This is a genomic window from Streptomyces sp. SAJ15, from assembly GCF_007595705.1.
Taxonomy (GTDB): domain Bacteria; phylum Actinomycetota; class Actinomycetes; order Streptomycetales; family Streptomycetaceae; genus Streptomyces.
On the sequence record NZ_NISY01000015.1, the window covers coordinates 41,597 to 62,139 of the forward strand.

A 20,543-nucleotide genomic window follows, 5' to 3' on the forward strand; every position below is an offset into this window, starting at 1 on the left:
GTCAGTTCTGGTACGCCTTGGCGGCGTCGTACTCCAGCCGACGCTGGATGCCGGCCACGTCCTTCGGGTTCTTCAGGAAGTCCTGGAGCGCCTTCCACTCGCCCTGGGCCGGCTTGCCGCCGAAGGCCGCCGGGGCCTGGTCGGACATGTCGAAGCGGAAGTCGTCGCCGGCCTTGATGAGCGAGCCGGCGATCGCGCGGAGCGGCGCGTTGGGATACGCGTCCAGGTCGAGGTTCTTGTTCGCCGAGACGAAGCCCCCGGCCTCGGCCCAGATGTGGGCGGCGTCCGGCGAGGCGAGGAAGGTCAGCAGCGCCTGCGACGCCTTGGTGTCCTTCAGCGCCACCGCCACATCCCCGCCGGTGACCACGGGCGCCTTGCCGCCGTCCACCGCCGGGAACGGGAAGACCTTCGCCTGGCTGCCCAGGTCCGCGCCGGCGTCGGCGATGTTGGCGGCCACGAAGTCGCCCTCGAAGACCATGCCGGCCTCCGGCTCGGCGGCGTTGGCGAAGGTCCGGGTGACCGACTCGGGGAACTCCGTCTGGAGCGCACCCTCGCCGCCGCCCGCGACCAGGCCCCGCGTGCCCCACAGCTCGGCGAGGGTGGTGAGCGCCCGGGTCACCGTGGGGTCGGTCCACTTGATCTCGTGCCGGGCCAGCTGGTCGTACTTCTCCGGCCCCGCCTGGGAGAGGTAGACGTTCTCGAACCAGTCGGTGAGCGTCCAGCCGTCCGCGCCGCCGACCGAGACGGCGTCCACCCCGGAGTCCGAGACCAGCTGGGCGGTGTCCAGGAACTCCTGCCAGGTCTTGGGCGGCTTGGCGCCCGCGTACGCGAAGGCGGCGGTGTTGTACCAGACCAGCGACTTGTTGCTGACCTTGAAGTAGACCCCGTACTGCTTGCCCCGGTGGGCGCCCAGCTCCCGCCAGCCCGGGGAGAAGTTCCTGGCGAGCTGCTCCTGGGTCGCGGCGTCGACCGGCTTGGCCCAGCCCTTCTCGGCGAACTCTCGTAACACGCCGACCTGCTGGAGCATCGCGACGTCCGGCGGGTCGCCACCGGCGATCTTCGAGCCGACGAAAGCCGACATGTCGTCGCCGCTGGGCACGAACGAGACCGAGGCCCCGGTGCGTTTCTCGAACTCCTTGAGGACCTTGCTGAAGTTCTCCTGCTCCGTTCCCGTCCACACGGCGGTCACCTGGAGCTTCTGCCCCTTCAGCTGGGGCAGCCGCACGGTGGTCGGCGCCGGGCTGCCCCCGGCGTCCGCCGTGTCCTCGCCGCCGCAGCCGGTGGCGGCCAGCGCGAGGGCGCCGGCGGCCAGGAGGCCCAGCGCGGCCGTGCGGTGCGGGCGCCTCCGGCGTAGCGGCGAGCCCGGCCGTGTTCGAAGCGGTGTGCGCATCCCCGTCGTCCCTCCACTGTCGGCCGTGCGCGCGTACGACCGCGTCCCGTGCGGACAGTCCTACGCCCCACCTGGGACGCCCGCAATACCGCGATCAAAGTCAACTCACCTATCGTGACCGGCCCGTGATGAAGAGTGAGCCTTTTCGGTGAAGGTGTCGAAGGGTTGATGCGAAAGAGGCTGGAGGGGTGCTGAGGGTGCGTGAGGCAGGGGGTGGCGGCGGGTCCGCTGTTACGTGAGTGGCGGCACGGGAGGCGCCTCGGCGGACTGCGCGGCGCGCTGGAGAGCGCTGGCCAGCAGGGCCAGATCGGTGGGTCCGTTGCCCAGCTCGCGCAGCGGCCGGCGGGTCGGCGGGTCGCCCATCCGCTCCCAGTCCAGCGGCACCACCGTCGGCCGCTGGGTGGCGGTGCGCGGGATGCGCCCGGTCACCCGGCCCGCCTGGAACGGGGTCGCCACGTCGTCGTCCGGGCGGCTCAGCCGGCCCCGGCCGGGGGTGGGCGCGGGGGCGCCCTCCCCGCCGGCGGGCGCCGCCGCCTCGGCCGTCCCGTCGACGGCCTCCGCACCGGCCGGCGACTCCAGCCCGATCCACAGCCCGGCGCGCTCGACCGCCGCCGTATCGGCGGTGCGGTCCGGGCGGCCGGACGCGGCTATGAGGTGCACCCCGAGCCGCGCCCCGTCCCGCGCCACGGCCTCCAGCGCCCGGACGACCGAGCCGGCGGCCGGGCGGCCGGGGCTGCCGAGCGCGGGCGCCACCAGCGCGTCGTAGTCGTCGACGAGGACGACCAGCCGGGCCAGCCCGGCGACCGGCGTGGGCATGCGCAGCTGGAGCGTCCGCACGGAGCCGGTGGAGGTGAGATCGGCGGCGCCCCGGCCGTGGCCCCCGCCGGAGGCGTCGCGGGCGGCGGCCTGCGCGGGCACCCGGTCGGGCGCGCCCGCGGGGGCCGGGGCCGGGGCCGGTGCCGGAGCCGGGGCGGGTGCCGGGGCGGGTGCCGGGGCGGCGGCCGCGGCCCGATCGGTGTCGGCGGGCTGCCGCTGCGCGACCACCCGTTCGCCGCCGGCCTGCCGCTCGTTCCAGGCGACGAAGTCCAGCGGGCCCAGCAACTCGGCCCGACGCTTCAACTCCGTGCCGAGAGCCTGCGCGAACTCCCGCATCCGCACCGGGTCGGAGGCGGCCAGATAGGTGGAGACATGCGGCAGGTCCAGGCACATCCGCAGCCCCTCGCCGCGCTCCGCCCCGCCGCCGTCGACCAGCACCAGGCCCAGCCGGTCCGGCCGCTCCGCCGCCGCCAGCGAGGCCGCCAGCGAACGCAGCAGCTCGGTCTTCCCGGTGCCCGCCGCGCCGTTGACCAGCAGATGCGGTCCGTCGGCGGCCAGGTCCACGGAGAGCGGGCCGTCCGGCCCCGCGCCCACCACGGCCACCGCGCGCCCACCCACCGGCACCTCGTCCGCGGCGGCGGCCCAGCGGGCCAACAGCGAGGCGGGGGTCGCCCGCGCCAGCCCCAGCTCGTCCAGCAGCCGCGCCGAGCTCGGCAGCGCGGCCGCCGCCTGCTCCTCGGACCGCCCCGCGCCCCCGTCGCCCCGGCCGCCGGCGCCGGCCGGCCGCAAGGGCGCCAGCGCCCGCGCGAACCGCTCGGCCCAGGCCGCCGAGACGGCGTCCACGGTCGCCTCCTCGCCGACGTCGAGAAAGGGCGCGCCGGTGGTGCCTGTGAACAGTGAGCCCGGGCCGCCTCCGAAGGTCGAGCCGGTGGCGTTTCCGAAGGTCGAGCCGGTGGCGCCTGCGAACGGTGAGCCGGTGGCGCCTCCGAGCGTCGAACCGGCGCCGTCCCCGTACGTCGAGCCACCGGCGTGCGGCGGGGCCGCCCGCCGCGCGTCCGGCCCGGACCGGTCGTGCCCGTACCCGGCGGCCGGGCCCGTCGCGCCGGACCGGTCGTGCCCGTACCCCGCGGCCGGATCCGTCGCGCCGGATCGGTCGAACGCGGCCTGTCGGCCGGGGACGTCGTGCGCGCCGGCCCCGCCGGGCTGGTCGTACGCGCCGCGCGGGACCGGGGCGCCGCCGGCCACACCGGGCTGCTCGGAGGGACCGGCGGCGCCGGTCCGATGCCGCGTGCCGGGCGTGCCGTGGGCGCCGGGCGTGCCGTGGGCGCCGTGGGCGCCGACCGTGCTGTGGGCTCCTACGGGGCCGGGCCGGTGGCCCGTCCCGGGCGTGCCCTGTGGCTCGTGACCGCCCGTCCGACCAGGCTGTCCGGAGGCGTCGGGGCGTTCGGGGGAGCCGGCCGCACCCGGGCGGCCCTGCGCACCGGTCGGCTCGGGCCGACCGGGCCCGCCGGCCGTGCCCGTGGCGCCGAACCGGTCGTGCGCACCGGTCCGGTCGTCCGGGCCGTGGGCGCCGGCCGCGCCGGGACGCTCGTACGCGCCAGGCTGCCCGGGTGCGCCGGGCTGAGGGTGCGCGCCGACGGTGCCGGGGCGCTCGTACGCGCTCGGTCGGCCCTGGGGGCCGGCCGCGCCGTGCCGGTAGCCCGAGCCGGGCGCGCCCTGCGGCTCGTCGGCGCCGCTGCGGCCGGACTGTCCCGGGCCGTCGGGCTCGTAGGGGGCGGCTACGCCCGGTCGGCCCTGCGCGGCGGCGGTGCCGCGGTGGTCGTACACGCCGGCTGGGCCGGTGGTGGACCGGTCGTGTGGACCGGTCCGGTGGTGATGGTCCGGGCCGTGGGCGCCGGCCGCGCCGGGGCGCTCGTACGCGCCGGGCTGACCCTGCGCGTCGGCCGCCCGCTTCGGGGTGGGGAGGTCGTGCGGGCCGCGCGGGTCGTGGTCGCCGGCCGGGACGGGCCGGCCGGTGGCTTCGGCCGCGCCGTGGCGTTCGTACGCGCCGGGCTGCTCGGGTGCGTCGGCCGCCTCCTTCGGGCCGGGCCGGCCGTAGGCGCCGTGTCGGCCCGTGGCGTCAGCCGGGCCTGGCTGGTCGTGGGCGACGGCCGCGCCGGGTCCGCCGGCCGCCCCGGGCGTGCCCGACCGCGGGTGCAGCGCCCCGGTGCCGTGCGCGGTGGTGCCGCCCGGACCGCCGGTGCCGCCCGGACCGCCGGGGGCCGGGTGCGGGACGGCGCGCTCGGGCCGGCGGGGGCGTACGACGCGGACGGAGGTCGCCACATCGCCCGTGATCAGGGCGACGAGATCGCAGGCGGCGAAGACGGGGGAGGCCGCGCACGCGTCCGCGTAGCCGGCCGCCTGGGCCGCGGCGGCGGAACCCGCGGCGGAGGAGGCGGGCGCGGCGAGGGGCGCCAGCGTCTCGGCGAGGCAGATCAGGTGCACCCCGGCGGCGGGGCCGCCCGCCGCCAGCCGGGCGAGGTCCTCGCGCAGTTCGGGGGAGTCGGGGTCGCCGTCGACGATCACCACCGTGTACGGGCCGGAGTACTCGGCCGCCGCGGTCGCCACCGCCGCGGCCGTGGCCGTCACCCAGCCCGGCCCCAGCCGGCTGTCGTCCAGCCGCCGGGCGAGTTCGGCGGTGCGCGCGGCGGCCTGCTCCCGGTCGTAGGCCAGCAGCAGTCTGCAGTCCTGGCCCTGTGCCGGGCGCAGTTGGGGCAGCCAGCCCAGCCAGGACCACTCCGCCAGCCGCTCCTCGCCGGGGCGGGTGCGGTCGGTGCTGATCAGGACGAGGTGCAGGGCGCCGGGGGCGTGCAGCGCCGCCAACTGCGCGATGACGGACCGGGCCAGGCCGGCCAGCCGGGCGCGCGGCCCGGCCAGGCCCAACGCCCCGGACCGCCGCAGGTCGACGGTGACGGGCACGCCGGGCAGGGTGCAGCCGCCGGCCGCCGGCCGGTCGGCGGTGCCCAGGCGCACGGTCAGCGCGTCCGGATGGTCCGGCCCCCGCTCCCACAGCCGGGGTCCGGGGCCGAGCGCGGTCATGAGGATGTCGGAAGCGTCCGGCCAGCGCCGGTGGAGGGCCGCCGCCTCGGCCGCCGCCCGCGCCCGCGCGGCCTCCCGCTCCGCTTCCGTCGTCTCGTCCCGCGGTCCGGAGGCGGGGTGGTCCGCGCTCGTCCGTCCGCCGGTGAGCCGTCGCGCCCAGGCGCCTATGCCACGGCGACGGGGGGCCGGGAGCGACGCGCCCCGGTCGTGGTCGACGCGCTCCCACCGGCCCGCCGACTCGTCCCCGTAGGCCGACGTCCCCCGCTCCGCGGCCTCCTGATCGGCGATCAGCCCGCTGCCCCAGTGGTCGGCGTGGCCGCTCCCGTCCGGGGTCGGCAGCCCGCGCGGGGGTGTGCGGTGGGCGTCCACCGGATACGGGCCGCCGTGCGGCACGTACGGGATCACGCCCTGGTCGCCGGGCGCCCCGGGCGGGGCGGCCAGGACGGCGGCCGGGCCGGCCGCCGCCGGCGCGTCCCCGCGCGGGCTCACCCGCAGCCGTCCCTCACCGTCCGGCACGGGCGCGGAGGGGGCGGCGGAAGCGTCAGGGGCGTCGGCGGAGGGAAGCCGCAGCCGCAGGGCCGACTCGCCGATGCGCAGCAGGGCGTCGGGGGCCAGCGGGACGGGCCCGGGGCCGACCGGGCGGCCGTCGAGCGAGGTGCCGTTGGTGGAGTTCAGATCGGCGACGGTGACGCGGCCGTCGTCGGTGACGCTCACCGCGCAGTGCAGCCGCGAGACGTCGGGGTCGTCCAGCGGCACGTCCGCGTCGGCGGAGCGGCCGACGCGGACCTGGCCGCCGTGCAGCAGATGGACGCCGCCCGCGTCCGGCCCGGCCACGACGTGCAGCCGCAGCGCGGAGTCGGCGGACGGCTCGTCCGGGGCGTGGTGCGGCGTGTCGGCCGGGGCGTTGACGGAGAGGACGGCGCCGTCCACCAGCGGCGGTTCGCCGAGCACCCGGCGCTGCGCGTCCAACCGCTCCGCCCCCGCGTAGAGGACGGGCGTCCCGCTGCCGACATCGGCGCCGGCCGCCGCGACCGCCGTCGCCAGGCCGCTGGCCACCGAGGCCAGCGGGGTGCCGGCCGGGGCGGTCACCAGCACGTCGACGGCGCAGGTGGGGGTGGGGGCGGGGGCGGTCTGGCCCGGGCGCGGCCCGAGGACGGTCAGCCGGATCCGCATAGCCGTCAACGGTCCCTTCTGCCCGCGAACCCGGCAGGGGCGGCGATGTCCCCCCGCCGACCCCGGGCGCGTCGGCATGTCAGCACGTGCGTGTCCACAGCCCGCGCACGTCACAACCACACGGCACGAGCGCGGTCCCGTGTGCGCTTCCCCGCGTCCGTGCTGGGTGCATCCTCGCACCTGCCACGGACACTTCGCCCGGCGACCGTCGCTACATGATCTTGATTGGTCGCCCCACTGGTCAAAACTGGCCACTTGAAGCGCGGGTGGTGGCGCCTCCTGGCATCTGATGACTCTCGGCTGTCCAAGGTGGCGCAACCGTTGGCAACCATCTGTTCGGATCGCGCGTCTTCCCTCGGAGTCGCGCCGGCTCCCCGGGCAGAACCGCAGAACAGCTGCCCGCGCCGGTGGGGACGGGCGACCCACGGGCCAGCCGCGGGCCGCCCATGATCCCGTACGGCGGCACTAGAGTGGGGCGGACGGTCCGAGACCGCGCAACACCGAACTTGACCACGATCAGGGAGCGCATGACGTGCGGCCGGTAGGCAGCAAGTACCTCCTGGAGGAGCCGCTCGGACGCGGCGCCACGGGCACCGTCTGGCGAGGCCACCAACGCGAGGTGGCGGGCGCCGAGGCCGCCGTGCCCGGACAGCCCGGTGAGACCGTCGCGATCAAGGTCCTCAAGGAGGAGCTCGCGAACGACCCCGAGATCGTGATGCGCTTCCTGCGCGAGCGGTCCGTGCTGCTCCGGCTCACCCACCCCAACATCGTCCGCACCCGCGACCTGGTGGTCGAGGGTGATCTGCTCGCCCTCGTCATGGACCTGGTCGACGGCCCCGACCTGCACCGGTACCTGCGCGAGAACGGGCCCTTCACCCCGGTCGCGGCCGCGCTGCTGACCGCGCAGATCGCCGACGCGCTGGCCGCCAGCCACGCCGACGGCGTGGTGCACCGCGACCTGAAGCCCGCCAACGTCCTGCTGGCCGGCACCGGCGCCGGCGAGCAGATGCACCCGATGCTCACCGACTTCGGCATCGCGCGGCTGGCCGACTCCCCGGGGCTCACCCGCACCCACGAGTTCGTCGGCACCCCGGCGTACATCGCGCCGGAGTCCGCGGAAGGCCGCCCGCAGACCTCCGCCGTCGACATCTACGGCGCCGGCATCCTGCTCTACGAGCTGATCACCGGCCGCCCGCCGTTCGCCGGCAACACCGCGCTGGAGGTGCTGCACCGGCACCTGAGCGAGGAGCCGCGGCGCCCCACCACCGCGCCCGAGCCGCTGTGGACGGTCATCGAGCGCTGCCTGCGCAAGCGCCCCGAGGAGCGGCCCAGCGCGGAGAACCTGGCCCGCGCGCTGCGCGTGGTCGCCGAGGGTGTCGGCGTGCACGCCACCCCCGCGCAGGCCGAGGCCGCCCTGGGCGTCGCCGCGCTGCTCGCCCCCGACCCCTCGCCCGCCCCGGTGCCGGACGGCGAGCCGGCGGGGGCCGCCGACGCCACCCAGGTGCTGCCCACCAACGCGCCCGGCGGCTTCGACCCGGGCGCGGCCACCAGCGTGCTGCCCCAGACCGGCGGACCGAACAGCCCCGGTGGGCCGGGTGGCCCGGGCGGCGACGCCGACCCCACCCGCGTCATGTCCGCCGGCTCCGGCCCGGCCGGCGCCGGGGACCCGACCCGGGCGATGCCGCCCGTGCCGCCGGGGCCCGACCAGGGCCCGGGCGACGACCCGCACCCCTGGCAGAACCAGATGCGCGCGGCGCGCGACCGCAACGACCAGACCCAGGTGCAGTACCTCGACCCGAGCGAGGACCCGCTGCGCCGCCGCCCGCAGCGCCGCCCGGCGCCGCAGCAGCCCCAGCCGCACCAGCCGCAGCCCCAGCAGTACGGGCGGCAGCCCGGGCCGGGCCAGCAGCCGCCGCGCCGCCAGCAGCCCCCGCAGCAGCCGCAGCAGTCGTACGCGCCGCCGCAGCCGCCCGAGTACCGGCACCCGCCGCAGGCCCCGCAGCACCGGCAGCCGCAGCCGCCGCCGTACGCCCAGCAGCGTCCGGCCCCGGCTCCGGCTCCGTACGCCCCGCCGCAGCAGCCGCAGCCGTACGCGCCGCCGCAGCAGCCCCAGCCGCCGCAGCCCGCGCCGCGCCGGGAGCCGCGCCGCAGTGCCAACCCGATGCGGATCCCGGGCCTGGGCTGCCTCAAGGGCTGTCTGTTCGTGATCGTGATCTTCATCGTGGGCGCCTGGCTGGTCTGGGAGCTCACGCCGCTGCAGGACTGGATCGCCGACGGCAAGAGCTTCTGGGACGCGACCACGGATCTGATCTCGAAGGTCTCGGACTGGGTCTCCGAACTCAGCGGCTCCGGCAAGTAGCCCTGCTGACGGACTGTGAGAACGCCCCCGGGGGTCGCCTTGAGCGATCCCCGGGGGCGTTTTGTCGGCTGTGCTGAGGACGCGTTCGCGGCTGGTTCGGGGCTCTGCCCCGGGCATGCTCCCCAGCGTGGCTCGGCGCGTCTCGAGCGCCGTGGCCTAGGGGATTTGTCGACAACCGAAGGGTGTTTTCCGCCGCAGAAGTGACACTTGGCACCGACTGGGGCCCCTGACGGGGTCACAGCCGCGTAGTTTTGTCGCCAACGTGCCCCTGTCGGAGGAGTCGGAGCAGTCTTGTCACGGAAGATCGGCAGCCGGTACACCGCCAACCAGGTCCTGGGTCGGGGCAGCGCCGGCACGGTGTGGCTGGGCGAGGGTCCCGAGGGCCCGGTCGCCATCAAGTTGCTGCGCGAGGACCTCGCCTCCGACCAGGAACTGGTCGGTCGGTTCGTGCAGGAGCGCGCCGCGCTCCTGAGCCTGGACCATCCACGTGTCGTCGGCGTGCGGGACCTGGTCGTCGACGGCAACGACCTCGCGCTCGTCATGGACCTGGTGCGCGGCACGGACCTGCGCACCCGGCTGGACCGCGAGCGTCGGCTCGCCCCCGAGGCGGCCGTCGCGATCGTCGCCGACGTCGCCGACGGCCTGGCCGCGGCGCACGCCGCCGGGATCGTCCACCGCGACGTGAAGCCGGAGAACGTCCTGCTGGACATGCAGGGTCCGCTCGGCCCGGGCGGCTCCCACCCGGCCCTGCTCACCGACTTCGGCATCGCGCGCCTCGTCGACGCGCCGCGCCACGCCCGCGTCCAGCAGGCCGCCGCCGGGTCCGGCGGCGGCCAGGGCCGATCCGCCGCGCACCGCGACGGCGCCGGCCATCACCACCGGGTCATCGGCACCCCCGACTACCTCGCTCCGGAGATCGTCGAGGGGCTCCCGCCGCGCGCCAGCGTGGACGTGTACGCGCTGGCCACCGTGTTGTACGAGCTGCTGGCCGGCTTCACGCCGTTCGGCGGCGGGCACCCCGGGGCGGTGCTGCGGCGGCATGTCACCGAGACCGTCGCGCCGCTGCCCGGCATCTCGGACGAGCTGTGGCAGCTGCTCGTCCAGTGCCTCGCCAAGGCACCCGCCTCCCGGTTGCGCGCCTCCGAGCTCGCGACCCGGCTGCGCGAGCTGCTGCCCAGCCTGGCCGGCTATCCGCCGCTGGACATAGACGAGCCGGAGGATGAGGCACCCGCGGCGGAGGGCGGCCACGACCCGTACGAGGGCGCGCCCGTGCCCCGCCAGGCCACCGACCCGGACGGCGGGCCGGCGCGGCGGCGAGGGGCGGTGCCGCTGGTCCCGGGAGCGGTCTCCGACTCCAATCGCGACACGCACACCAGCATGCGGGTGCCGGGGCCCGAGGAGCTGGCCGGCGGCGCGCACGGGACCGCCCGCGCGCCCCGGGTCGCCGGTCACCCGCGCGCCGGCTCGGCCCGCAACCGCGCCGTCTCCGAGGCGGTGCGCCGCCGCCGTATCCGGCTCGGCGTCGCCGCGACCGCCGTGGCCGCCGTCGCGGGCATCGGCACCTGGCTGGTCCTCGGCGACGACGGGGGCGATGCCGAGACCCCGCAGAAGCGCACCACCGAGCACTCGGCCCCGGAGGAACCGGGCGGCGCGGCCCGGCCGTGACCTGGGGCCTGGGGCCTGGGGAGTGGGGGTGGGGGCTGGTCGGTGGTGGGTCGGTTCCGGTCCGGGGTGCCTCCGGGGCGGCATGATTTACGGGCGACGACTCCGAACCGTGATGGTGCTCCCTCTTTGCCCACACATCACGCGTCAGTGCCCCGGAGGCACCCCTCCCCGTCCCCTCCCGCCGTCGCGCCCCCACCTCGCCGCGGCAGCCCCCCCGCTGGAGTCCGGCAGCCCCCCGCTGAAGCCCGGCGGTGCCCTGCGCGGCTAGCCGAGACGGCGACGCCGGTGGGGGCGGTCGGAGAGAAACGTCGCAGGCCACGGCGGGCATGGCGGGGTCGAGCCCGGTCGTGGGCAGGGACGGGGCGGGCGGGACGGCCGCAGGGGCGGGACAGGTACTCGGCCGCAGCCGTTACGCTGGTGGCGTGGCAGTCGTCGATGTATCCGAAGAGCTGAAGTCCCTCTCCTCCACCATGGGGTCGATCGAGGCGGTCCTCAATCTGGACAAGATGAGGGCCGACATCGCCGTGCTCGAGGAGCAGGCGGCGGCCCCGTCCCTGTGGGACGACCCGGAGAACGCGCAGAAGATCACCAGCAAGCTCTCCTACCTCCAGGGGCATCTGCGCCGGACCGAGGAGCTGCGCGCCCGGATCGACGACCTCGAGGTGCTCTTCGAGCTCGCCGACGCCGAGGACGACGCGGACGCCCGCGCCGAGGCCGCCGCCGAGCTGGAGGCGGTGCGCAAGGCCGTGGACGAGATGGAGGTGCGCACCCTCCTCTCGGGCGAGTACGACGCGCGTGAGGCGCTGGTGAACATCCGCGCCGAGGCCGGTGGCGTCGACGCCGCCGACTTCGCCGAGCAGCTCCAGCGGATGTATCTGCGCTGGGCCGAGCGTCACGGCTACAAGACCGAGGTCTACGAGACCTCGTACGCGGAGGAGGCCGGCATCAAGTCGACCACCTTCGCCGTGCAGTCCCCGTACGCCTACGGCACGCTCTCCGTGGAGCAGGGCACCCACCGCCTGGTGCGCATCTCGCCGTTCGACAACCAGGGCCGCCGCCAGACGTCCTTCGCCGGCGTCGAGGTGCTGCCCGTGGTCGAGCAGACCGACCACGTCGACATCGACGAGTCCGACCTGCGCGTCGACGTCTACCGCTCCTCGGGCCCCGGCGGCCAGGGCGTCAACACGACGGACTCCGCGGTCCGTCTGACGCACATCCCCACCGGCATCGTCGTCTCCTGTCAGAACGAGCGCTCGCAGATCCAGAACAAGGCCACGGCCATGAACGTGCTGCAGGCCAAGCTCCTGGAGCGCCAGCGCCAGGAGGAGCGGGCCAAGATGGACGCCCTGAAGGGCGACGGCGGCAGCTCCTGGGGCAACCAGATGCGTTCCTACGTGCTGCACCCCTACCAGATGGTGAAGGACCTGCGCACCGAGCACGAGGTCGGCAACCCGCAGGCCGTGCTCGACGGCGAGATCGACGGCTTCCTGGAGGCCGGCATCCGTTGGCGCAAGCAGCAGGAGAAGTAGCCGTCGCGACGGGGCTGCTGACGGTCGCTCAATTCGAGTTTCGTTACAGTCCCGTACCCGACTAAGTGGTGAAACGCCTGCATAGCGGACATATCGTACGCAATGCCCTTGACGGTCCTGGGGAAACTGGGAAAGCTGGCGCCGGCATGCGTATGTCTGGGGCGCATGTGAACCGGGGGCTCACGGACCGCCTCATCAGGCCGGGTCCGTAACTCAGCACCCCGCGGCGTCCGCGCCCCGTGCATAGCTGCTCCGTATACGTGTACAGCTACTGGGGGTAGCAGGCAATGACGAAGAAGACGCGGCTGCGCGTCGCACGGATCGCGGCCGGGGCGGTGATCGCGGCCGGTGCGTCGCTGACCGCCGCCGGTGCCGCCTCCGCCGCCGGCATGGACGTCAACGTCGCCGGCGTCGAGGTGAAGGGGAGCGCCGACGACAAGAGCGTGGAGATCGGGGCCAAGACCGCGAAGGTCGACCCCACCGACGACCCGACGGTGATCCCGACCGGTGAGCCCACGGGTGAGCCCGAGCCCACCGATGAGCCGACGACTCCGGTTCCGACCGAGCCGACGACCATCCCGACCGCGCCGACGACCATCCCGACCGCGCCGACGGGTCAGCCCACCGGGCAGCCGACCGGCCAGCCGACTGGTCAGCCGACCGGTCAGCCCACGGGTCAGCCGACCGGCCAGCCGACCGGACAGCCGACTGGTCAGCCGACCGGTCAGCCCACGGGTCAGCCGACCGGCCAGCCCACCGGCCAGCCGACCGGCCAGCCGACGGGTCAGCCGACCGGCCAGCCCACCGGTGACGCGACCACCAACCCCGGCGGTGGCGGTGGCAACGGCGACGACGACGCCAACACCTGCACCGTGGACCTCGACGGCGCGGACTGCACGGACAACACCAGCACCGACACCGTGGCCAGCAGGCCGGTGCAGCAGGGCAAGGCCAAGGAGGAGCTCGCCGAGACCGGTGCCTCCGGAACCATGTTCCTGCTGGTCGGCTCGGCGACGATGATCGCGGGCGGCGTCGGCTTCCGGCTTATGCCGCGGCTGATGAACCGCACCGGCGCGGCCGCCTGAGCCACGCTGGACGGCTAGCCGGCGGCAGACCGGCAAGCGGAGGGGCCCCGAGCGCATGGGCGCTCAGGGCCCCTTCGGGTTGCGCATGGCGTGAAACGGGTGACGTCGGTGTCCGGTCGGAGTGAACGATGCGTAGAGGCGCGCTCGCGCTACGCGACCTGGTGCGCCAGCAGCGCCACGGTGATCAGCGCCAGCATCAGCGCTATCAGCGTCGCCGGCGTCAGACCGGCGAACGGCCCCTCGTGCTGCATTCGCTCCCTGCTGGCCCGGCAGACCGGGCAGCGCCCCTCACTGACGGGGCTCGCGCAGTTGGCGCAGACGAGCCTGTCATACGTCATGCGCTCTCCTCACTCCCGCGCGGCGGAGCCGCTGGTTCGACAGGGTCAACGCCCACGGTCTGGTGTTGGTTCCCCCATCCACTGTGCCAGCTCCCGCCCGGTTCGGCGCGCCCCGCAGGATTCCGTGCCCGCTCCGTACTGGGTCTGTACCGTGTCTGTGGCATTCCCGGGGGCCTACAGGACGGTCGCCAGCCGCATTGTCCCCGGTTTGTCCCCCGATGTGCCGTGAATAAACGCACCAAGGCGGAGCGACGACTGCGCGCTCGCTCGCGGTTCGCGTATGGTCACGCACACCGGCGGGCGCCGCCGCGGCGGCGCTCGTCTACTCCCTGTCCAGGTCGACCGTGGTGCGTTAAGTGATCCGATTCGACAACGTCTCCAAGTCCTACCCCAAGCAGAACCGCCCCGCTCTGAGAGACGTCTCGCTTGAGATCGAAAAAGGCGAGTTCGTCTTCCTGGTGGGATCTTCGGGTTCGGGTAAGTCCACCTTCCTGCGGCTGATCCTCCGCGAGGAGCGCGCCAGCCATGGGGCGGTCCATGTGCTGGGCAAGGACCTCGCGCGACTGTCCAACTGGAAGGTCCCCCAGATGCGCCGCCAGTTGGGCACCGTCTTCCAGGACTTCCGGCTGCTCCCCAACAAGACCGTCGGCGAGAACGTCGCCTTCGCGCTGGAGGTGATCGGCAAGCCGCGCGCCGCGATCCGAAAGACCGTGCCCGAGGTGCTCGAACTCGTCGGCCTCGGCGGCAAGCAGGACCGGATGCCGGGTGAGCTGTCCGGTGGTGAGCAGCAGCGTGTCGCCATCGCGCGGGCGTTCGTCAACCGGCCGATGCTGCTCATCGCCGACGAACCGACCGGCAACCTCGACCCGCACACCTCGGTCGGCATCATGAAGCTCCTGGACCGGATCAACCGGACCGGGACCACGGTCGTCATGGCCACCCACGACCAGCAGATCGTGGACCAGATGCGCAAGCGCGTGATCGAACTTGAGAAGGGCCGACTCGTACGCGACCAGTCCCGCGGCGTCTACGGCTACCAGCACTGAAAGGACGCCATGCGCGCCCAGTTCGTCCTGTCGGAGATCGGCGTCGGTCTCCGTCGCAATCTCACGATGACCTTCGCGGTGATCGTCTCCGTCGCCCTCTCGCTCGCCCTCTTCGGCGGGTCGCTGCTCATGCGCGAGCAGGTCAGCACCATGAAGGGCTACTGGTACGACAAGGTCAACGTCTCGATCTTCCTCTGCAACAAGAACGACAAGGAGACCACGCCCAACTGCGCGAAGGGCGCGGTCACCGACGAGCAGAAGAAGGAGATCCGCTCGGAGCTGGAGCGGATGAAGATCGTCGAGTCCGTCCAGTTCGAGACGAGTGAAGAGGCGTACAAGCACTACAAGGAGCAGTTCGGCGACTCCCCGCTGGCCAGTTCGCTGACCCCGGACCAGATGCAGGAGTCGTTCCGGATCAAGCTGAAGGACCCCGAGCGCTACCGGGTGATCTCCAGCGCCTTCGCCTCCCGCGCGGGAGTCCAGGAGGTCACCGACCAACGGCAGACCGTGGACAACCTGTTCAACCTCCTCAACGGCATGAACTTCGCCGCGCTCGGCGTGATGGGGCTGATGCTCATCGTCGCCCTGATGCTGATCGTCAACACCGTGCGGGTGTCGGCGTTCAGCCGTCGACGGGAGACCGGGATCATGCGGCTGGTCGGCGCCTCCAGCTTCTACATCCAGATGCCGTTCATCATGGAGGCCGCCATCGCGGGCCTCATGGGCGCCGTCTTCGCCTGCGTCCTGCTCGTCTGCGGACAGCAGTTCCTGGTCGAGGGCTGGCTGGCCGGGCGGATAGAGGTCATCAACTTCATCGGCTGGGACGCGGTACTGGCGAAGCTTCCGCTGGTGCTCGCCGTGGGTCTGCTGATGCCCGCGCTCGCGGCCTTCTTCGCCCTGCGCAAGTACCTCAAGGTGTGACATTCGCCCAGGGCGCCCTGGGTCAACCTCCCTTGTGGCGCCCGTCGGTGGCCTAGACTCACCGGCATGTCGGGCCCGTGGTTGTTCGTCCGGCCCCGCCGCATTCGCCGCGGGGCCGCCCTGACATTGGTCTTCGCGGGCGTCCTGGCGACCGGGGCGGCGACCGGCACCTTAGCCGGCCCCCCGCAGAACGGCCGGAAGCCGTCCGCGGGTCCGGCGGCCGAGCGGCCCGCCGCGCACGCCGGCCGGTCCGCGGGCACCGGCCGGCCCGGCTCCGGGCTCAGCCCCCGGGGCGGCTCCGCCCCGCTGGACGCGTACGAGGTGGCGGCCGCCGCCGCGGCGGCCGAGCAGCACGGCAAGTCCGGCCCCGCCGCCGCGCGGGAGTACGTCAGCCGCAGCGGCGACCGCTGGGGCTCGGTCTACACCGCCCGCGAGTACCAGGGGCTCCTTCAGCACCTGGACGGGCGCTACGTGGGCGTGGGGCTGGCCGCGCGGCGCGGCGCCGACGGCCGGATCGAGGTCGATCGGGTCCAGCCCGGTTCCCCGGCGGCCCGGGCCGGCCTGCGCGCCGGCGACCGGATCCGCACTGTCGACGGCACCCGGGCCACCGGCCGCCCGGTCACCGAGGTGGTCGCCCGGCTGCGCGGCGACAGCGACCGTGCCGCCGGCCGGTCGGACCAGGGAGCCGGCACCCCGGTGGTGCTCGGTCTGGAGCGCGGCGAGCGGCGCTGGTCACAGACGCTGCGCCGGGCGAGGCTGAGCACCGAGTCGGTGACCGTCGACCGCCTCACCGGCCGGCGCCCCGGCACCACCCGGGTGCGCGTGGAGTCCTTCACCAAGGGCGCCGGCGCGGAGGTGCGCCGCGCGGTGCGCGCCACCCCGCGCGGCGATGGCATCCTGCTCGACCTGCGCGGCAACTCCGGCGGCCTGGTCACCGAGGCCGTCGCCGCCGCCTCCGCCTTCCTCGACGGCGGCCTGGTCGCCACCTACGACGTCCGGGGCGCCCAGCACGCGCTCAACGCCGAGCCCGGCGGCGACACCCGCACCCCGGTGGTGGTGCTGGTCGACGGCGGCACCATGAGCGCCGCCGAGCTGCTCGCCGGGGCGCTCCAGGACCGCCGCCGCGCGGTCGTCGTCGGCAGCCGGACCTTCGGCAAGGGCTCGGTCCAGATGCCCAGCGAACTGCCCGACGGCTCGGTCGCGGAGCTGACCGTCGGCCACTACAAGACGCCCTCCGGGCGCAGCGTGGACGGCACCGGCATCACCCCGGACCTGGAGGTCGGGGGCGGGGGCGCGGGCGGGGCCGGGTCCGCCGGGGCGGACGAGGCGGAGCGGCGGGCGCGCACGGTATTGAGTGGCCTCGGTACCCGGTCCTAGTGCGAGAATGACCGTGCTATGGCTAAAGAGACGGGTCGCAAACTGATCGCGCAGAACAAGAAGGCGCGGCACGACTACCACATCCTCGACACCTACGAGTGCGGGCTGGTGCTGACCGGCACCGAGGTGAAGTCGCTGCGCCAGGGCCGCGCCTCGCTGGTCGACGGCTTCGCGCAGCTCGACGGCGGAGAGGCGTGGCTGCACAACGTGCACATCCCCGAGTACAGCCAGGGGACCTGGACCAACCACAGCGCCCGGCGGAAGCGGAAGATGCTGCTCCATCGGGCCGAGATCGACAAGCTGTTGGCCAAGACCCAGGAGACCGGCCACACGCTGGTCCCGCTGGCGCTGTACTTCAAGGACGGCCGGGCCAAGGTCGAGATCGCGCTGGCCAAGGGTAAGAAGGAGTACGACAAGCGGCAGACGCTGCGCGAGAAGCAGGACCGCCGCGAGGCGGACCGGGCGATCTCCGCGGCGCGACGCCGGCAGCGGGCGTAACGGAGCGTGACCGGGCACGGGTCGGGATCCCGCCGACCCGGCGGAATAATGTGGCCGCCTCGTGCGCTGATCCCGTACGATGGCAAGTGCACCAGGGGGTAGGACCCGGGTGCGCACCTTGAAAAATCAACATGGGGATGATCGGTTTCGACAGCGGCTGTCGAAGCAGGGGAAGCGAGCCGAGGAAGCGGCAATGATCTCGTAAACCATATGTCGCAACCAATAATCGCCAACACCAAGCGCGATTCCTTCGCCCTCGCTGCCTAAGTAGCGACTTGCGAAGTGTCAGCCCGGGGCTGTTCCCGACCCGGATCCTGGCATCAGCTAGGGAACTAAACCTCTAGACCCGGTCACGGGGTGTAGAGGGAAACCCAACAGTGACTGAGCCCGTCGGAGACTTGTCCGCGTGATCTCCGGGGCCGAGAAAATCGCAGCGGACTGCGCTCGGAGAAGCCCTGGTTCCGCACCGTTGGACGCGGGTTCGATTCCCGCCATCTCCACGGACGGATGGGTGGACACTGCTCGGAGAAAGCGCGAGCGGCGTCTGTCCGTCGTAACTCTGGGGGCATGCCCCCAGAGCCCGTCATCCCATGTGAGGCGAAGGCCCCGCACGTCCTGTTCGCAGGACGGCGGGGCCTTCGTCGTGTGCGCGCTTTCGTGCGGGCGTGCTTTCGTGGTGCGCGCTTTCGCGTGTGCGCGCTTTGGTGCGTGCGCCTTCATACGTGCGCCGTCGTGCGCCGCCGGCGCCGCGGCCTTCTGTCGGCGTGAGTCGCGCGCCGTCGTGCGCCGCGGCCGCCTGTTGGCGGGAGGCCCCGTGCGGGATCCTCACGGCCATGACGAGTTCCGTGACGCGACGAGTGGCACGACCCGTGAGTGGCCCTGGGAGACGAGCGACGCGAGTGGCGCGCGTGGCGCGGCCTGTGCGGGCCTGGATCTGGCCGGTGGTGCTGGGCCTGGCCGCCACGCTCACCTGGAGCGCCCCGGCGACCGCGGGGGCGGACGCGGGTGCGCCCCGGCCCGCCGGCCTGAAGGAAACCCCTGCCGGTCTGAACGGGGCCCACGCCGGCCTCAAGGAGGTCCCTGCCGGTTTGCAGGAGGCCCCCGCCGGCCTCAAGGAGGCCATCGACGAGATCCTCACCGACCCGCGGCTGGCGGGCGGGGCCGCGAGCGTGGTGGTGGCCGATGCCGCGGGAGGCGAGGTGCTGCACGAGCACCGGCCCGCGGACCGGCTGCTGCCGGCCTCCAACACCAAGCTGATCACCTCGGCCGCGGCCATGGAGCTGCTGGGGCCCGGCTACCGCTTCCGCACCGACGTCCTCACCGAGGGCCGGCAGACCGGCCAGGTCCTCGACGGCGACCTCTATCTGCGCGGCGGCGGCGATCCGACGATGCTCGCCAAGGATTACGACGCGCTGGCGAAGAAGATCGCCGACACGGGCGTCCGGCAGATCACCGGGCGGCTGGTCGCCGACGACACCCGGTTCGACGCCGAACGCCTCGGCCGGTCCTGGGCGGCCGACGACGAGTCCGCGTACTACGCGGCGCAGATCTCACCGCTGAGCGTCGCGCCCGACACCGACTACGACGCCGGCAGCCTCATCGTCGAGACCCGCCCGGGCGCGGCGGCGGGCGACCGGCCGACGGTGACCCCGGTGCCCGGCGCCGGCTACGTACGGGTCGACAACCGCGCCACCACGGCCCCCCGTGGCGCCCCGACCACGCTCTCCGTCCAGCGGCGACACGGCGGCAACACCCTCACGGTGACCGGGGCCGTCCCGGTCGGCGCCGCGCCCGTACGGCAGTGGATCAGCGTGTGGGAGCCCACCGGCCACGCCGCCGCGGTCTTCGCCGACGCGCTCAAGCGGCATGGCGTGCACCTCGCCGGCCCCACCCGGCTGGGCGTGCCCACCCCGCCCGGGGCGAGGCCGCTGGCCGCGCACCGCTCCATGCCGCTGAAGAAGCTGCTGGTGCCCTTCATGAAGCTCTCCAACAACATCCACGCCGAGGTACTGACCAAGACCCTCGGCTACGAGGCGCCGGCGTCGCCGGGCCGCGGCACCTGGAGCGCGGGTCTCACCGCCATCCGCGGCTTCCTGGAGAAGGAGGGCGTGGACACCGCCACGCTGCGCCAGGTCGACGGCTCGGGCCTGTCGCGACTGAACGCCCTCCCCGCCCGCCAGTTGACCCGACTCCTGGTCTCCGTACGGGACGCCGACTGGTACCCGGACTGGCACGCCTCCCTGCCCGTCGCCTGCGCCCCCGACCGCATGGTCGGCGGCACCCTCCGCACCCGCATGTGCGACACCCCGGCGGCCCGCAACGCCCACGCCAAGACGGGCTCCCTGACCGGCGCCTCGGCGCTCTCCGGCTATGTGAAGGACGCCCGCGGCCGCGAACTGGCGTTCAGCATCGTCCTGGGCGGATATCTCGCCCCGTCGGTGAAGAGCGTCGAGGACGCGATCGTGGTGACCCTGGCGTCATCGGGGCGGGGACGGGTGGCGGCGGTGAGGCCCCAGGCAGGCGCGGGCGGCAAGGGGGCGGCGGATCTGGAGTGCTCATGGCGGAAAGCACCGTGCTGAGGGGGGAGAGGGCCGGGGTCACTTCCCGCGGTCGGTCACCATGCGCTGACCTGGAGGATGTAGACGCGTTCGTGCCGCGGGACCACCTGGCAGACGAACATGCCGCCGGGCACGAGGACGTTCTCCCCGCTAGGTGACGGCCCCTGGTAGGCGGTGCCGTCGAGATAGAGCGCCTCGGCCGCACGCACGATCTCGTCCGCCCGCTTCTCCACCTCCACGACCAGCGCGGGCGGGGCGCCGCCGACGACGCTCTCCTCCGTCGGCTCGTACTCCCAGGCCCAGCTCACGCGCTCGCGTCCCGGGCCTCGTCGAGCACGGCGCGGAGCTCGTCCATGGCGGCGCGCCAGGCGGGGTCGTCCTTGTCGAGGGTGTGAACGGCGTGCTCGGCGTTCCGGCGCCGCCCCGAGAGATCGGGGCGGCGCTCGACCTCAACCTCGGCCGCCCAGATGCTTAGCCACTGGTGGATCGGCCCGAGGGCGTTGTGCTCGGCGGCCAGGGAGAATGCCTCGTTCTTCTGCCGCTCCATCTCGGCGAGACGGTGTGGCGCGATGCGGGCGAGCGCGGTGCGTAGAGCCTCCGGCGTGCGCTCCGGCCTGGGGATGAGATCGCCGGTGGGCGGTTCGGCCGGGTGGGTGCTCATGGGGGATTCCTCCGGGCTGGTCGGCGTCCGTATGCACCGTACTCTCCCG

14 protein-coding genes and 1 other RNA gene are annotated in these 20,543 nt (G+C 74.2%); 10 read left to right on the plus strand and 5 right to left on the minus strand.

What is annotated here, in order from left to right; genetic code table 11:
• Position 1: 1 nt before the first annotated feature.
• Positions 2 to 1,390, minus strand: a complete 1,389-nt coding sequence (locus CD790_RS28630) for an ABC transporter substrate-binding protein (RefSeq protein WP_144386274.1) — start codon at positions 1,388 to 1,390, stop codon at positions 2 to 4.
• Between the two features lie 231 nt (positions 1,391 to 1,621).
• Complete coding sequence (locus CD790_RS36290; RefSeq protein WP_260867959.1) at positions 1,622 to 6,457, minus strand: FHA domain-containing protein; 4,836 nt, start codon at positions 6,455 to 6,457, stop codon at positions 1,622 to 1,624.
• A 532-nt stretch (positions 6,458 to 6,989) separates the two neighbouring features.
• On the opposite strand from CD790_RS36290, the gene CD790_RS28645 reads away from it, so the two are divergent.
• The 4 genes from CD790_RS28645 to CD790_RS28660 all read left to right on the plus strand — a co-directional run bounded on the left by CD790_RS28645 (position 6,990) and on the right by CD790_RS28660 (position 13,095).
• Positions 6,990 to 8,816, plus strand: coding sequence for a serine/threonine-protein kinase (locus CD790_RS28645; RefSeq protein WP_144386275.1), 1,827 nt, complete (start codon positions 6,990 to 6,992; stop codon positions 8,814 to 8,816).
• A 291-nt stretch (positions 8,817 to 9,107) separates the two neighbouring features.
• Entirely contained in the window at positions 9,108 to 10,481 is a 1,374-nt protein-coding gene (locus CD790_RS28650; protein WP_144386276.1) for a serine/threonine-protein kinase, read from the plus strand.
• A gap of 422 nt (positions 10,482 to 10,903) precedes the next feature.
• The gene (gene prfB, locus CD790_RS28655) at positions 10,904 to 12,010 is read left to right on the plus strand and encodes a peptide chain release factor 2 (RefSeq protein WP_144386277.1); all 1,107 of its coding nucleotides are present in this window, start codon (positions 10,904 to 10,906) and stop codon (positions 12,008 to 12,010) included.
• 287 nt (positions 12,011 to 12,297) lie between these two features.
• A complete protein-coding gene (locus CD790_RS28660) occupies positions 12,298 to 13,095 on the plus strand; it encodes a PT domain-containing protein (RefSeq protein WP_144386278.1) in 798 nt (265 codons plus the stop codon).
• Positions 13,096 to 13,244: 149 nt separating this feature from the next.
• Here the strand turns inward: CD790_RS28660 and CD790_RS28665 are convergent, their stop codons facing one another.
• Complete coding sequence (locus tag CD790_RS28665) at positions 13,245 to 13,433, minus strand: hypothetical protein (RefSeq protein WP_144386279.1); 189 nt, start codon at positions 13,431 to 13,433, stop codon at positions 13,245 to 13,247.
• Between the two features lie 356 nt (positions 13,434 to 13,789).
• On the opposite strand from CD790_RS28665, the gene ftsE reads away from it, so the two are divergent.
• The 6 genes from ftsE to dacB all read left to right on the plus strand — a co-directional run bounded on the left by ftsE (position 13,790) and on the right by dacB (position 19,854).
• Positions 13,790 to 14,479: a cell division ATP-binding protein FtsE gene (ftsE, locus tag CD790_RS28670; RefSeq protein WP_144386280.1), complete on the plus strand. Its 690-nt coding sequence runs from the start codon at positions 13,790 to 13,792 to the stop codon at positions 14,477 to 14,479.
• 9 nt (positions 14,480 to 14,488) lie between these two features.
• Positions 14,489 to 15,400 carry a permease-like cell division protein FtsX gene (gene ftsX / locus CD790_RS28675; RefSeq protein WP_144386281.1) on the plus strand — a complete coding sequence of 304 codons (912 nt, stop codon included), beginning with the start codon at positions 14,489 to 14,491 and terminating at the stop codon, positions 15,398 to 15,400.
• A gap of 66 nt (positions 15,401 to 15,466) precedes the next feature.
• Positions 15,467 to 16,777 carry a S41 family peptidase gene (locus tag CD790_RS28680; protein ID WP_144386282.1) on the plus strand — a complete coding sequence of 437 codons (1,311 nt, stop codon included), beginning with the start codon at positions 15,467 to 15,469 and terminating at the stop codon, positions 16,775 to 16,777.
• A gap of 18 nt (positions 16,778 to 16,795) precedes the next feature.
• The gene (smpB, locus tag CD790_RS28685; protein WP_144386283.1) at positions 16,796 to 17,275 is read left to right on the plus strand and encodes an SsrA-binding protein SmpB; all 480 of its coding nucleotides are present in this window, start codon (positions 16,796 to 16,798) and stop codon (positions 17,273 to 17,275) included.
• Positions 17,276 to 17,408: 133 nt separating this feature from the next.
• Positions 17,409 to 17,778: a transfer-messenger RNA gene (gene ssrA, locus CD790_RS28690) on the plus strand.
• Positions 17,779 to 18,183: 405 nt separating this feature from the next.
• Positions 18,184 to 19,854, plus strand: a complete 1,671-nt coding sequence (dacB, locus tag CD790_RS28695; RefSeq protein ID WP_399218383.1) for a D-alanyl-D-alanine carboxypeptidase/D-alanyl-D-alanine-endopeptidase — start codon at positions 18,184 to 18,186, stop codon at positions 19,852 to 19,854.
• A gap of 35 nt (positions 19,855 to 19,889) precedes the next feature.
• On the opposite strand, the gene CD790_RS28700 is transcribed toward dacB, so the two are convergent.
• Positions 19,890 to 20,141, minus strand: coding sequence for a hypothetical protein (locus CD790_RS28700; RefSeq protein WP_144386285.1), 252 nt, complete (start codon positions 20,139 to 20,141; stop codon positions 19,890 to 19,892).
• Positions 20,138 to 20,494, minus strand: coding sequence for a hypothetical protein (locus tag CD790_RS28705; protein WP_144386286.1), 357 nt, complete (start codon positions 20,492 to 20,494; stop codon positions 20,138 to 20,140). Before CD790_RS28705 ends, CD790_RS28700 begins: the two co-directional genes overlap by 4 nt.
• Between the last annotated feature and the right edge of the window lie 49 nt (positions 20,495 to 20,543).